The sequence below is a fragment of the Metabacillus rhizolycopersici genome, assembly GCF_020075705.1.
This window is the reverse complement of the sequence record NZ_JAIQUM010000096.1, coordinates 1-14,714: the sequence shown is the minus strand read 5'-3', so window position 1 is coordinate 14,714 and position 14,714 is coordinate 1. Positions and strand designations below refer to the sequence as shown.

Annotated in this window: 14 protein-coding genes; 5 read left to right on the top strand and 9 right to left on the bottom strand. The window is 34.1% G+C overall.

Going from position 1 to position 14,714, the window contains the following annotated elements; genetic code table 11:
- The coding region (locus K9V48_RS24320) for a YhjD family protein (protein ID WP_224141693.1) at window positions 1-292 on the bottom strand (292 nt) is incomplete at its 3' end.
- A gap of 125 nt (window positions 293-417) precedes the next feature.
- Between K9V48_RS24320 and K9V48_RS24315 the strand changes: the two genes are divergently transcribed.
- Both K9V48_RS24315 and phaP read left to right on the top strand, forming a co-directional pair.
- Window positions 418-1,104 (top strand): SOS response-associated peptidase, encoded by a 687-nt coding sequence (locus K9V48_RS24315; RefSeq protein WP_224141692.1) that lies wholly within the window; start codon window positions 418-420, stop codon window positions 1,102-1,104.
- Between the two features lie 938 nt (window positions 1,105-2,042).
- Window positions 2,043-2,552, top strand: a complete 510-nt coding sequence (phaP, locus tag K9V48_RS24310; protein WP_224141691.1) for a polyhydroxyalkanoic acid inclusion protein PhaP — start codon at window positions 2,043-2,045, stop codon at window positions 2,550-2,552.
- Between the two features lie 173 nt (window positions 2,553-2,725).
- Here phaP and K9V48_RS24305 read toward each other — a convergent pair whose 3' ends face one another.
- Together K9V48_RS24305 and K9V48_RS24300 are read right to left on the bottom strand one after the other, a co-directional pair.
- Window positions 2,726-2,983 carry a hypothetical protein gene (locus K9V48_RS24305; RefSeq protein WP_224141690.1) on the bottom strand — a complete coding sequence of 86 codons (258 nt, stop codon included), beginning with the start codon at window positions 2,981-2,983 and terminating at the stop codon, window positions 2,726-2,728.
- 591 nt (window positions 2,984-3,574) lie between these two features.
- Complete coding sequence (locus K9V48_RS24300; protein WP_224141689.1) at window positions 3,575-4,546, bottom strand: helix-turn-helix domain-containing protein; 972 nt, start codon at window positions 4,544-4,546, stop codon at window positions 3,575-3,577.
- Window positions 4,547-4,949: 403 nt separating this feature from the next.
- Here K9V48_RS24300 and K9V48_RS24295 point away from each other — a divergent pair, with 403 nt between their 5' ends.
- Window positions 4,950-6,098: a tyrosine-type recombinase/integrase gene (locus K9V48_RS24295; protein ID WP_224141688.1), complete on the top strand. Its 1,149-nt coding sequence runs from the start codon at window positions 4,950-4,952 to the stop codon at window positions 6,096-6,098.
- A 176-nt stretch (window positions 6,099-6,274) separates the two neighbouring features.
- Here the strand turns inward: K9V48_RS24295 and K9V48_RS24290 are convergent, their stop codons facing one another.
- Entirely contained in the window at window positions 6,275-7,186 is a 912-nt protein-coding gene (locus K9V48_RS24290) for a LysR family transcriptional regulator (protein ID WP_224141687.1), read from the bottom strand.
- Window positions 7,187-7,302: 116 nt separating this feature from the next.
- Between K9V48_RS24290 and K9V48_RS24285 the strand changes: the two genes are divergently transcribed.
- A complete protein-coding gene (locus K9V48_RS24285; RefSeq protein WP_224141686.1) occupies window positions 7,303-7,866 on the top strand; it encodes a flavodoxin family protein in 564 nt (187 codons plus the stop codon).
- Window positions 7,867-8,122: 256 nt separating this feature from the next.
- Window positions 8,123-8,380, top strand: a complete 258-nt coding sequence (locus tag K9V48_RS24280; RefSeq protein WP_224141685.1) for a hypothetical protein — start codon at window positions 8,123-8,125, stop codon at window positions 8,378-8,380.
- Here K9V48_RS24280 and K9V48_RS24275 read toward each other — a convergent pair.
- From K9V48_RS24275 to K9V48_RS24255, 5 genes are all read right to left on the bottom strand, one after another.
- Window positions 8,370-8,999 carry a YczE/YyaS/YitT family protein gene (locus K9V48_RS24275; RefSeq protein ID WP_224141684.1) on the bottom strand — a complete coding sequence of 210 codons (630 nt, stop codon included), beginning with the start codon at window positions 8,997-8,999 and terminating at the stop codon, window positions 8,370-8,372. The two genes, K9V48_RS24280 and K9V48_RS24275, sit on opposite strands and share 11 nt — an antisense overlap.
- Before the next feature lie 233 nt (window positions 9,000-9,232).
- Window positions 9,233-10,312 carry an ethanolamine utilization protein EutH gene (eutH, locus tag K9V48_RS24270; RefSeq protein WP_224141683.1) on the bottom strand — a complete coding sequence of 360 codons (1,080 nt, stop codon included), beginning with the start codon at window positions 10,310-10,312 and terminating at the stop codon, window positions 9,233-9,235.
- A 517-nt stretch (window positions 10,313-10,829) separates the two neighbouring features.
- Entirely contained in the window at window positions 10,830-11,012 is a 183-nt protein-coding gene (locus K9V48_RS24265) for an aspartyl-phosphate phosphatase Spo0E family protein (RefSeq protein WP_224141682.1), read from the bottom strand.
- Between the two features lie 318 nt (window positions 11,013-11,330).
- Window positions 11,331-12,740: an amino acid permease gene (locus tag K9V48_RS24260; protein ID WP_438803920.1), complete on the bottom strand. Its 1,410-nt coding sequence runs from the start codon at window positions 12,738-12,740 to the stop codon at window positions 11,331-11,333.
- Between the two features lie 503 nt (window positions 12,741-13,243).
- On the bottom strand, window positions 13,244-14,455 hold the full coding sequence (locus tag K9V48_RS24255; protein ID WP_224141681.1) for an NAD(P)/FAD-dependent oxidoreductase: 1,212 nt from the start codon (window positions 14,453-14,455) through the stop codon (window positions 13,244-13,246).
- Window positions 14,456-14,714: the final 259 nt, after the last annotated feature.

The window sequence follows — 14,714 nt, the reverse complement described above, 5'->3', positions numbered from 1 at the left end:
TTTCATGTTCGTATCCTCTACATAGAAATTGCGTGAATAAACCGTTGGATTCATGTTGTTGGGATAAGATTTTAATTCCTCTTTTTCGCATTTGCTTTTCTTTATCTTTCAATTCCCTTTTGATTTCATTTCCTACAGATTTGAGCTGAGCGTTATATAATAACCACATATGTAATTCATTTTTTTGCATCATATCTAGGTCTTGGTCTAAATATTTTAGTAAAATAGGAAGAATAATGACCCTCTTAACTAATTCAATTTCCTTGTATTGAAGATAAGGTGCGGGAGTCATGATGGAATCACCTCGCCAAAAGAACATTTGTTCTTATTATCTTATTCATAATAACAGAATATTTGTTCGTTTTCAATGTGTGAATATGTACAAATGATGATTTGATTGAAATGGAGGTTTATTAGATGTGTGGGCGCTTTACTCTAACTATTACGTTTGAAGAATTAGTAAAAAGATATGCGATTGAAGATCAGGGAACGCCTTTTCATCGTCCTAGATACAATGTGTCTCCTATGCAGCAAGTACCAGCGATAATCAATGATGGAAGTAAAAATCGTCTAGGAGAATTAAGATGGGGGTTAATCCCATCATGGGCTAAAGATGATAAATTTGCAGGAAAAACGATTAATGCTAGAGGAGAAACCTTGTTAGAAAAACCATCCTTTAAAAATCTAGTTTATCGAAAAAGATGTATTATCCCAGCAGATTCCTTTTTTGAGTGGATAAACGTTGAAGGGCAAAAAAGACCGATTCGATTTTTGAAAAAAGATAATAGTATTTTTAGTATGGCAGGACTATATGATACTTGGATTAATCCAACAGACGGAGCAAAAATGAACACATGTACAATTATTACGTGCACTCCCAATAAACTAGTTTCGCATGTTCATGATCGGATGCCTGTTATTTTGAAGAAAGAAGATGAACAAAAATGGCTGCAAAGAAATGAAGTAAATGTGAAAGATTTATTGAGGTTACTAATGCCATTCCCTACTGAAGAAATGCTAGCATATCCAGTTTCTACACTGGTTGGAAATGTGAAAAATGAAGGTCCAGAATGCATTGAACGGATCAATGTTACTTTGAAATAAAGTTTAATCAAAATACCCCTTAAGCAAGGAATCCATTTTGAAAAGAGATTGATCAAAATGGATTCTTTTTCAGCAGATTAATGTTTTGTTTTTATAAAAAGTCCGATCATTTTCTACCTATATTGTTAAACAATCTCCCGCTATTATTAAAGAATCTACTGCATAATGTTGACGAACTATGCATTAAAAATTACTAAAGGTCATAGTATATAAAGATTTTTGATACACCCCAGAAAGTGGGGTGATTATATGAAAACTCTTATTATAGGAGCACTTTTAGATTTAGCTGTTCTTTTGTTAGCTCATATCATCATTGAGTTGTTTATTAATCGGTAATGGAGGGTGTATCATCCATCCTGTCACTCGAATTAAATTAATTGGGTGACGGCCGATAAAAGTAAATTATACATATTTTAAAGATTAGCTTTTCCTTATTGAAACAACCTTCGAGGAACCCCTATACATAGCCATTTTCAATACAAGTAAATTTAATATGAATTTCTTACCAACTAAATCCACATCTCTTCTTTGCTAAATAACTGCTGTAATATTGTCGATTGGTAATTGATTTAACTAATTAAATAAATAATTGTTAATATTTCGATAAATAACTTTACATATTTTTCTATTAGGTGTAAATTACACATATAGACTTGAATGATGGAGAGATACATAGTGACAGCAGACAATCTAGTGTCTGATAAAAACAACCATCAAAAGAGGATAAAATGATGACTTTCCATGCCAAAGTGCCTGTCCTCGTTTTAAGTCTCCGTGAGTACAGAAGCTGGTGAAAAAGCACTTTTAGTTTCTATCACCTATGACGACCTTACAGCAGGAATATGAAGAAAATAAGTAACGTTTTGCTGAATCACACAAAACGTGAATCTGAAGTATTACCTGTAATTATCATAATATTCTTTAGGAGGTTTTTTAAAATGGCAAAAAGTACAGAAGTAGCAAATCTAAGTGAGCCCCTACTAAATGCTTGGGCAGAAGGTTTAGACAGTGTTTGTACAACTCAAAAAGAATTAGAAGATCAATTTCTTCAAGCTTTAGAAAATCAAAAGGGATTATGGGGAAAATTTAATAATGATAATTCTTGGATTGAAGAAGAACAGAAAAAATTATTCGAAGATTTTCGTAAATCTACAAAATTAAATCTTCAATCAGTATTTGGTCAATCTGCAAGTAACGTATTTGATCAATTTATTTCACATATTGATGTAGTGAGTAATCGTCTACAAGAATTAACGTTAAAACCATATAAAGAAAGCCTTAGCTTATTTAGTCAGCCCCAAGAACAATTCATACAATCCGTCCAAAATAGCTTTGAACAGCAACAAAAAATTCGTGAAGAATTTAAAAATCAAATTAAGTCCACTCAACAAATGTATTTTAACTTTTATGAAGAAAATATGAAAATAGCTTTAAGTTTATTTAAATAAACAGCGGTTTTTCGCTGTTTTTTTTGAATTAAATTAATTTTTGATAGTAAGTACGGAAAGAAAATTCAGTTCATTCAATTTAACTACTTAATATTCCAGTTATTTAACATCATCCTTTTATTTATTTTCATATCTCCTATAGTGAAAATTTCAATTACAAATATTCACCCTTATTACATACTCCAAAAGTTATCATAATACACATTTTTACCAGTTATCTCACGAAGAGCCTTTATAGTCTTACGTGCATTTTTCATTGTTGGTCCTTCTTCATGTTCTGTTTGACAAAGCCTACTAATTGTCCCTCGACTAACACCACTTTTCTTTCCTAATGTAAACCAACCTATTGTTCTTCCTCCGTGCACTTTTATAAACAGCATAGACATAAAAATAATTTTTAAAAATCCCAAAAATACGATTACTTTTTTCATCAATAATCCCCTTTTTTAGCTGGTATTCGAGATTACTTTTCCCTGATGTTACCTTGTATATTAGAAACCAATGTTCAACTATATAATCCGATTTACGGAAGATTGTTTTTAAAGAAAATACTCCGTTAGTTGAATTATGATTAACAAACAACATTGTTAAAAAGGTTTCATTAAGGTTTTTAAATATATGTTTTTACTTTCATTGAGGTTTGCCATGCCTTAACTTCCTATAGAACTTGAAAAAACTTTTTAAAAGCTTAAGAGAAAATCGAAGCATAACTTTTTCTTCAAAAATTTCATGAGAATTCCATAAAAAAAGAGAGATTTACCATAAAACATGCTTGAGAAACGCTCTACAACGAAATAAAAAACTATAAAACCTTATAATTACTCATTCGATGCAAAATTCAAAAGGTCCTAATCTTCAACAATTATTCCCTTTTTGAGGAAGAACTCTTAGGATTAAGTAGTTGGTATTCATTTACCTTTTTAGACTAGTTTCTTCTATTCCTGTAAAATCTCTTCCTTATTCTGTCCAAAACATTCTAAGGAATGTAGATGCATTACATCTCCTTTTTAAATCATTTCTCGTTATGATTCCTCAGTTTTCAGAGCTTGATTAATGGCTCGCTCCACCCACTGGCTCATGTTGATATTCTCTTGTTCTGCTAATTTCTTCACATCATCTAACATCTTAATCGGTAATTCCAAATTGGTTTTTCGATAAGCACTTCTAACAATCCATAAGCCCTCAGCGCTTTCGATTGTTCCTTCCTGTACAAAAGGAGTTAGTTGGTTCAATGTAAAAGGAATCGAATGTAGAAGTGGTGTTTCCCCTGCCTTCATGGATATATAAACAGACTGTTCCTGTTCACGGATTCGTACATTTTCAATCCCAAATGATTCATAGATAAAATCAATAAATGGGTATAACACATCTTCCCCTTTTGGAATTTGAAGGTGGACATACCCTTTATAATCGAAAGAATCAGTATGGATGCCATAACAAGGTTCCAACCCATATTTTCCAATCCCTTCTTTATATTCCACCCACTTTTGATAGTCTGGAAGATAAAAACCCCAGTTGTGCTCTTCGTCTTTCATCACTCGGCCAGCTAAACTATCTGGGGATTGAAAGTACTGAAAGAGTGCTATATCATAGGTAGAATCATAAAATTCACTTCTCCGGACACGTTCTGTTTCCGAAGACTGAAAGAATTCTTTTGCTTCTTGAAATGCTTCGTCTGAAATCACATAAGTCGATCTCTCATCACCAAAAGGAACCTCTATCGCTTTAATCATGCCGTTTTTAATAAATTTATAAACACTTTGAACCGATACTCCTAACTGCTTCGCCACTTCCGACGGACGCATACCAGTTGGATATCCTTCCCTCTCGCTAGCCAAACGATCTACTTCCTCTTTATAATATCGGGCCTCACGATGTAATCGGTGAGGATCTGCAATTTTCCTTATTTTTCCTTGTTTCGCATAATGATAGACTGTTGCTTTGGAAATCTCTAATCGTGCAGCTACTTGTTTTTGTGTATACCATTCACTCATTTCTGATCCTCCTTGCTTATATAGTGAAAATCTTTATCTTTTGTCCCATCTCTCTTTTTATCCTTTTCTTCTATAAAATAAAAAGAAAGAACTATTCTTCATTAAAAAGTAAATAATGAATATCAGGAAAATAATATATTTAATTATTAAACTTTAGATATCATAATAAATTAATTTTAAAGTATTTATTTTTAGATATCAATTATTAAATAGATTATATCAAAACTTAATGATATAAATACTTAATCTAACATAAACAAAGGGAACATTTTTTTATGTTAGTTAGAATATCTATGTCTTTGATCATTTGTTATAATTTACTTAACTTAATATATTAAAAGAAATATATCATTTTTTATTAATGAATAATATTTTTTAGAATATCAAAAGAAGGTGTTTAAATATGAAAAATCTAGTGGTTAATAACAAAGACCTTCAAGTATATGAATGGAAAAAGAAACTAAAAGATAGTTCATCCCTTCTATTATTACAGGAACAATTAGATCTTGCAGAAAAAAATTACCAAAAGCCATTTGCGGATTTTTTGGACGTGGAAATGATACAGTGGTTTTTATATCGGAAAGAGCATTTGAATCGTCAACATGATAAATCCTCTAGAACCATCAAAGAATATGAAAGAGAAATTACACAATTTGTAGAACAATTAGTTGGATATGCTGGAGAGATCGATGTTGATCTGGACTATATAATAGAAGGATCTTTATTCAAATCACTTGCACCGCGCCATATTAGGCGATACCAAGAGTGGCTGGCAGAACGAAGTCCCTATGTACAAAAAAATGGTTCTTATTCTCCAGCAACCTTAGCAAGAAAAACAACCATTATTAAGAACTTCCTGCAATTCATGTATGAAGTCGAGTATATTCATGAACCTTTGCATAAGGGATTATTTACAGCGACAGTAAGAAAAGATGATCGTCCTAATCGTGACCTTGGACCAAAAGAAGTAATACAGCTCCTTGACCACTTCCGTAAAATTAATCATCCTATTGCCTTTGCAATGATTCATATTCTAACCACAACGGGTTTAAGAAACGAAGAATTTTGCAACTTAAAAATAGGGGATCTCCAATATGATTCAATTAATGAGTGCTACTATCTAGATGTATTGGGAAAAGGTAACAAACGAAGACAGGTTCCGTTAAAGGAGAAAACTACGGAAAGCATTCGTATGTTTCGAGACGCAAGAGGCCTTCAAGAATTAACGGTGGCGGATAAGAACAGCCCATTATTTACGACCAATACAGGAAAAGCATATACACCTTCCTATTTATCTCAGTATTTAACCAAAATGATAAAAGAAACGAGTCTACCTTTTCTATTACATCGCTCATCATCTGTTGGACCGCACACTTTTCGCCATGCCTTTGCGATTATTTCTCATAAAAGCGAAGTTGATATTTATCAAATTATGAGGTCTCTTGGACATGAGAAAATTGAAACAACCATGATCTATTTGGAAAAGATTTTTGAAAAGGAACGTCATGCAGTTCATGGTTGGAATCCTGAAGTGCTTGGGGAGTATATATAATAGAAGAAACTCGGAAATCAACACCCACTATTATAACTGTAAGTTTTTAATCACATTAACGCTATAAACTTTGATACAAGAAATGTGAGCTTCCCCCTGTCAAGTAAACACTCTTAAAATGAGGGGCTACTGTAACCCCCTCATTTTGGTCCTTTAGCAATGACTTTTCATTCTTTTTAATTATTCGATTTCTCATTAAATTTCTTATATTGTTTAAGTGAAATCTGTATGAAGTCCTCTAGATAAGAGGGAAGATACTTGTCCTTATGCCAAGCAATCTCTGTAAATATGGGTTCTAAAACGATAGATGTGGGTATTTCGATTAAACGACCCGTATCTAGTTCTTTTTTTACCACCATTTTAGGTAAAAGTGAAATACCTAATCCTGCCATAACACATTGTTTGATTGCTTCGATACTACCAAATTCAATAATTTGCTCCGGATAAAAACCTTCAGATTGAATTCTATGTTCAAACTGAGTTCGATAAGAGCAGCCTTTTTCCGTTAACAGAATCGTTTCTTGTGCGAGTTCTTCTGCGGTTAAAAGATTTTTTTCATTTAAATGATGCAAAGGGGATGCTACAAATACTAAGTATTCCTCAATTAACATCTCCTTATGAAGCACAGGCATCTCTTTTAAGGTATCAGTGATGAAAGCTAAGTCGAGAGTACCCGATTGCAACAGATTCTTTGCTATATCTATTGTATGAACAGGTTTAAAAATTAGTTTGACTTGTGGATGGCGTTGTTTAAAAAAGTTTAAAATATCTGGAAGTCGATATGTACATTGACTTTCCTGGGCACCAATCGTTAAAACTGCATTGGACTCATTTTGACCAGATAACGTTTGCCTCATTTCCTCGTCAAGGTCAAGCATCTTTTGTGCGTATTGTTTCAGCTGTGTGCCAGCTTCTGTTAAATAAATTCGTTTCCCCAATCGCTCAAATAATGGCGTTCCTAATTCCTCTTCTAATGACTTAATTTGTGCAGTAATACTAGATTGTGCATAATCTAGTATTTTAGCTGTTTGAGTAAAGTTCAACGTCTTAGTAGCAGTTAAAAACGTATGCAAATGCTTAATTTCCACACGCTACACCTCCAAATCGTTTTTTTCGATTAATTAAAACGAAATATTCATATTTAATGATTATTAATTTCAGTATAAACTTTTATTATACTAAAGTATAGAAAAGAGGTTTTAAAATGAACATTGCAGCATTCATAGGTAGCTCAAGAACAGAGAGTAACAGTGAATTACTAGCAAACGAGGTCTTGAAGGGGATAAACCATCAAAAGATATATTTAAAGGACTTATCTATTCAACCAATTGAAGATTTACGTCATACAAAAGAAGGATTTCAAATAGTAGAAGATGATTATGAACAAGTCATAAAGGCATTTATGGAAAATGATGTGATCATCTTTGCTACACCTATATACTGGTATAGTATGTCAGGTTTAATGAAAAATATGATTGATCGACTTAGCCAGGCCATACGTGATGAAAGGTACCAGCAGTTTAAAAGGCGTTTACAGGAAGTAGAAACGATTGTTATAGCTGTAGGTGGTGACGAACCAAGAATTAAAGGTTTGCCTCTTATTCAGCAATTCCAATATACTTTCGATTTTTTAAATATGCGCTTTTCATCTTATATTTTAGGTGAAGCAAACAAACCCGGTGATATTTTAAAAGATTGTCAAGCTTTATCGCAAGCTAATTTATTAAATAAAAAACTTAAAATGTTGTTAGACCCTGAGGAAGAGTAAAAAGGAATAGGTATCTTAGAATTCACAATTTTTGTTGTCTTTTGATTGAGATAGGACAGTAGAGACCCACTTTCTTAGCATACAAAATTGATGGAATATTTGCGATACCCATGTCGGTTTTATGTCCCTATCAACCGGATTTTGTCCCCATTGCATATGAAAAATAAGTATGAATAAATAATTAAAAACAACATCTTGTAAGCCCTTTGGTACGCCAAGGGCTTTATTTTTATGCAAATTCCTGAAAGAGCAATTAATGTCAACTAGAGATAATAGGGCGCACCTGAACATAGAACTCGCACCAAAAGCACTTAAAGGAGAACACATAGATAAAAGTATTGATGATAGTGGCGTTGACATTGTTACAAAAGATAATCCAAAATCGGGAATAAATTTTTATGCAAAGGAAGTATTTATAAATAAGCATATGAAATTTAAAGGATCAATTTTACCTAAATCGTTCCTGGTGCAAATACACAGCCTGTTCAATTCCACAGGCTCTGTTAAAGTATGATGTTGTTTTTTATTTGTTGAGATAATTTTGTATTATCATCTTGATATGTTTTAAATCTATTATAAAAAAATTGTATAGAAGGTCCTAATCCCAAAGCAACAATAATTGTCCCTACTCCAACAGGCCCCCCCAACAAAAAGCCAATACCTACTAATGATAATTCAAAGATAACCCTATTAATTCTTAAGGAAAGCTTATTTAAACTAGCCAATGTAGCCATGAATTCATCGACAGGTATTTTAGGTAACCTTGTATGTAAATACATACCTAAACCAAATCCCATTAAAACTAGACCTATAAGCAACAAAAGAAACCTATAAATGATATTATCTGCCTGAAAATTATTTAATATATACAACCAGATATCGACCGTTAAACCTCTACTCAATACCGGGATCAAGACTAAAAAATTCGGTAGCTTTTTTAATAATAAAGAGTTCAATAAAATAATTGTTATGTGAATACACATCATTCCAATGCCGACTGATATTGTAGTGTGCAATGCTAAACCAATCGCAACACTTTCACCACCCCCTACTCCAACATCTGCTTTAATGAAAGCCACTATACCCAAACTAGATATAAAAATACCGAGAAAATAAATCAAAAAGCTTTTCATTACATACACCTACTTTAATCATTTAACTATTTTATTTTTTATTATTTATAAAGCCCTTCTCCTTACTTTTACAATGCCGGAGAGCTTTTTTCTTTTGAAGTATTGATCTGTATTTGCTTGTTTTTCTAAGATGTCAGTTTTATTCAATTATCAACAGATTTAATTAACAGAACTTCAAAATAAAAAACGATTGTCCTCCTCTTTAAGGAAGACAACGTTGATATTTGTCATATTTAAGTAGTAGATTTAGAAGTAGTGATAATAGCTAATGCAATCGCTGTAATTCCTCCCACAAGCTTTCCAACAATCATGGCAAACACCATTTCTTTATTGACGCCTGCCACAAAACCTAGATTCCCTCCAAAAACAAAAGCAGCACTGACGGTAAAAGCAACATTCATTACTTTTCCCCTTGGCTCCATGTTCTTTAGTGTCGTGAGCATAGGTATATTATTTGCAAGAGATGCAATAAGACCCGCTGTTGAAGTATCACTTATTCCTAGAAAATATCCTAGTTTCTCTAAATATTTTTTTAACACTTTTGTGATGAATGCAATCATGGGAAATGCCCCAGCAAGCGTAATTGCAATCATACCAACAGTTTTTATCCCTTCAGTTATCGGTGTCATATTAGGAATAATAATAAAACCTGTTAATGTTTCAATGATGACCGCTGTAAGACCTAAAATAGCTATAATCTCAATACATTTACCAAAAAGATGAAATCCCTTAATCATCATGTCTGTTGCTTTCCAAAGACCTATAGCAACAAGTATGGAAAAGATTACAGTTGGGATAAGATTCATTAACACTATTTTCAAACTTAGATCAGCAACAATTCCACCAACAAGACAACCGAAAGGGACAGTTGTAATGCCTAAGAGAATGCCTTTAGCAAAATACGGATGATCTTCTTTTTCAATTATCCCTAATGCAACAGGAATGGTAAAGGCAATAGTAGGACCCATCATTGTACCTAAGAACACCCAAGAAAACACCTCTGCTTCAGGGTTTGTAGCCATTTCCTTTGCCAAGGCGTATCCCCCCATATCCACTGCTAACAGCGTGTTAGCAAATGTTGAAGGATCGGCACCAACCAAACCATAAATAGGAGTAATCACTGGTATTAAAAATTTAGCAAGAATAGGAGAAATAGATACAATTCCGACCATAGCCATTGTTAAAGAGCCCATTGCCATAAAACCATCACTAAATTTTTGACCCAACCCCATTCTATTTCCCATACATTTATCAATAGCCCCTAAACAAAGAAAAACAACCATAATGTAAACAATTATGTTACTTATCTCCATAGAAAAACCTCTTTTATTCTAATTTCATTTATAGATTAGTGGATTTCATATTTATATTTAGGTCAAACTTGTAAGACTTCAGTGAAGAGAGCTGACATAAAAGACAATTAATATAATTTTTTGATGTCAGTCTCATAAATATCTTTCACGACACCTGGGAATGGTACTTGAACCGTTGTCTCCATGATTTATCAATACGATTTAGTTTTATCTTTTGAAAAAAGATTGATCAAAACCTTTCATCCTCTGGTGCTACAGACCACATATTTTAAAATAAAGTTTAATCAAAAATGTTGATAAATCTTGTTTTATCAACATCCTTATAAAAATGGACCATATTGTACAGTAATAATAAAGTCATTTAATTTTGAAGGGTCAAACTCGCGTAAAAACCGTTCTAAATTCAGATCAAGCAAAAATAAGTTGTTTAATTTCGATCGTAACATGAAGATTAAATTTTAAAACTAATGATAATAAAGTAGTTTAAAATATTAATATTTAAACTACTTCGTTGCCATCAACAACACATTTCCACCTTTTTGAAGTAATATTTTTGATAGATCGCGATGAGTTGGTCTAATTTCTGACTGTAATAAATGGTCTCACGGCTATTTAATCCAGTTATTTCAGCAATCAAAATCAATTCTTTTCTCAGTTGATTGATTCTGTATTCTATTTCATCTAACTCTATAAATGTCATACAAATTCTCCTTATTACTCACCCGTTGTCTTAAACTGGTTATTAATAAAAATCCTTTCTTAGGTCGTCATATCAGTGAAGGCAGTCTTTTTGCTTGCACCTGTAATATTAAACAACTTTATTATCACTCAATATGTCTTTTAATTAATCTTTTTTATAAACGCTCGAACTTTATTTTAAATCTTTATAGTCATTTTGATACTTTCATCTTTATTCACTTCACAAGATTGTCCATCATGATAAAAAATGATCTAAGAAATTATAGAGAATAGATTCCATAATTCATGATGTCTAGTGAATCAATACGTTTGTATCTTTCTATACGCTTCTTTTTTCTTTCGCTAGTGATTGAGCTCCCCCTTCACAAGTGGAAGGTTGTCCTTTACCACGTTTAGAAATAAAATACGAAACGAGAATTAGCGAAGCAAGTACTAAAGTCGAAATTAATTGTGGTCGTGCAGAATCAATAAATGCCATAAATCCAAGAATTGCAACCATAGCCCCAATAGTAATATACGTCAGAGAGGGGAATAACCACATTTTCACAACAAGTGCTTCAGGATTCTCACGCTCCAATCTCTTGCGCATATAAAGTTGTGTAATAGGCACTACTAAATAAACTAGTAACATAATAGCCCCTGAAGCATTAACTAAAAATAAGAAAATTTTATCATAGGCAGCAGTACCAGAGAAAAAGAATACCCAGGAAAAGAATGTACTACCAATAACCCCAAAAAATGGGGCCCCATTTTTGTTTACTCGGCTAAATATACGAGGAGCATCTCCTTTTTGAGATAAAGAATACAGCATCCTTGATGCTGTATAAAGAGCTGAATTTAACATGGAAAGTACAGCAGTTAAAATTATTAGATTCATAATGTCTGCAGCATAAGGAATCCCCACCATCTCCAATACTGTGACAAAAGGACTTTTCAGTAGAGTAGAAGAATCCCATGGAAGAACGGTAACTAAAACAGAAATAGAGCCCACATAAAAGACAAAAATTCGCCATACTACACTGTTAATCGCTTTCATAACAGATTTTTGGGGATTAGGTGATTCTCCAGCCGCAATTGTCACAATCTCAATTCCCGGAAATGCGAAAACAACGATAGTAATACCAACGAAGATAGAAGTAATACCATTAGGGAGAAATCCACCTCGATTAAGAAGATTAGAAATACCTGGTTTCTCAACGTTAGGGACCCACCCAAGAATAATAGCAGCTCCCAGAATTAAAAATAAAACAATGGCTGTTACTTTAATAATTGCGAACCAATATTCAAATTCTCCAAACGCTTTAACAGAGCCGAAATTGGTAAGCGCCATTATAGCGATGATACTAAAACTCAATATTCCTACATGAATAGAAGGAAACCACTCGTGGAGAATAGCTGCGGCCATCATGGCTTCAGCGGGGATCACTACAGCCCAGAAAAACCAATATAACCACCCAGTCGTGTAACCAACCCATGGGCCAATTTCATTATGGGCATAGGTTGAAAATGAGCCACTACTTGGATATACAGTGGCCATCTCTCCTAACATCCGCATTAAAAAAATAATGAGGACACCGACTGACAGATAAGCTAATACAGCTCCTGGTCCGGTAGAATTGATAACAACTCCACTACCTATAAACAATCCACCTCCGATTACTCCACCAATAGAAATCATAGTCATATGCCTTTGCTTTAGTTCTTTTTTCAATTCATTATTATTGTCCAAAACTAGTTATCCCTCCCGTTAAATTAACAAGGTTTAAAATGCTAAAACTCTTTTTCATTTATATAAAGAATAATAGTATCTAAAGTTAATTTTTTATTTTGGTAATTTATCCAATAGCTTCTTTTATGTTCGAAACTTAATTATCCTAGGTTTCGAGCCTATGGATAAAATGGGGGCTTCTGCTAGTGTAGAGGTATTTAATTTGGAAATTTTAATTCTAGTTAGTGGACATGTTTATCCCAAAAAATCTCTCTATATAAACTAAAGTTCTTTTTCTAAAACCCTCACTTTTTTATTGTTTTAAACAATGCAATGATGAGATTCATAGATAATAAATTTCTTTAGAATACTCGAACTATAAGACATATCAACATGAAAATTATCATACAGTTCACAAGTGACTATTCATACGATTAACGGCTGTTCCATCCCCCTTATACCAAACAAGCTAACGAAAGATAAAGCAACACCTTCGTTAGCTTGAGGGCTATGGGGAGGAACCCTTAAATTACGGCACGCTCAATTAGAGGTGCGTTGTTGGCAAGACGGGCGTAGGAAAGTGCCGAGAGATCAAGCGTTCGAAACTCACCATAGATGAGCAGTTCCGCAACACCGCGACCGCATGCGGGCGCTTGCTGCGAGCCATGGCCAGAGAAACCATTGCAGAAGAAAAGGTTAGCGATCTCGGTATGAGGGCCGATGATTGCATTATGATCAAAAGTGTTGAACTCGTAGTGCCCTACCCATGAATCTGTCACCTTGACTGATTTAAACTGTGGAATGCGGTTCTGAATCACCGGCAAGATCTTTTCTTCCCATACTGCTTCCGGGTAGCCGAAGTCGTCAAAAGCTACAGCAGGATCGCCTTCAATAGGTGGACAACCTACAAGGTAATCGTGCTCACCGAAGGAACGCATATGAACCCCGGTAGGGTCAATCGTTAGAGGTAGATCTTGTTCTAAATGATTTTCGGCAGAGAATATATAGGTGTAGCGACGGCGAGGCTCGATTGGAAGATCCACGCCTGCCATTCTAGAGACTTGAGCTGCCCGGTTACCAGCCGCATTAACAACTTTTCCGACAGTAATGACCTCCCCTGTTTTCAAAGTGATGCTATTTATAGAATTTCCAGAGCTGTCCATCGTGACGACTTCGTTCTCAATGAAGTGCACACCGTTTTCCCAGGCTTTTTGTCGTAGCCATTCCACCATGAGTAAAGCGTCGAAAGCTCCCTCGTCGACAATGTTCAGACTTCCAGCAACGATATCGTCGAGATTGTAGAATGGGTAAGCGCTTGCAATTTCCTCCCGTGTCATAATTTTGGTACCTGCACCACAAGAGGTCTGTAATTGCTGGTCTTCACGGAGTATGTTGGCGAACTCCTCATTGTCAGCAAGATAGAGATATCCGAAATTTCGTATAGGAATGTTCGGAACCTTAGGGTCACCACCTAGATTCTCACGGAAGTTTTTGACAAATTCGGCAGCGTACTGCGCAATCTTTACGTTAATTTCAGTAGCAAATTGCTGACGCATGCAGTTGTTGCTGGCTATAGTTGCAGATTGCTTGAATGAGGAATCCTTTTCGACAACCAGTACTCTACCATCGAAGTCAGGGTTGTTACTGAGGAACCAAGCTACAGCTGCTCCACTTGTAGCACCGCCAATGATGACGACATCGTAAAAGCTATGTTCTGGGTTTGTAGAAAATTCCATGTAAAACACTCCTTTTTTAATTGTTTATCATTTATAATTTATAGCTTAAACTACTTATTCAAATCAGTAAAACAGATTTTACCGTTTTAATCAATCGATATTTCCGATTAATGAGAAAGACTATTAATAATAAAGGTTCTGGTGCAAATACAATAACAGTTTGAAAAAATGAATAGATTCCTTTCGGAATCCTTCTTTATGCTGTAAGCCCAAACAATTGATATATAAATTCTTTCAGGTTTTGGACAGACTTCTCCCC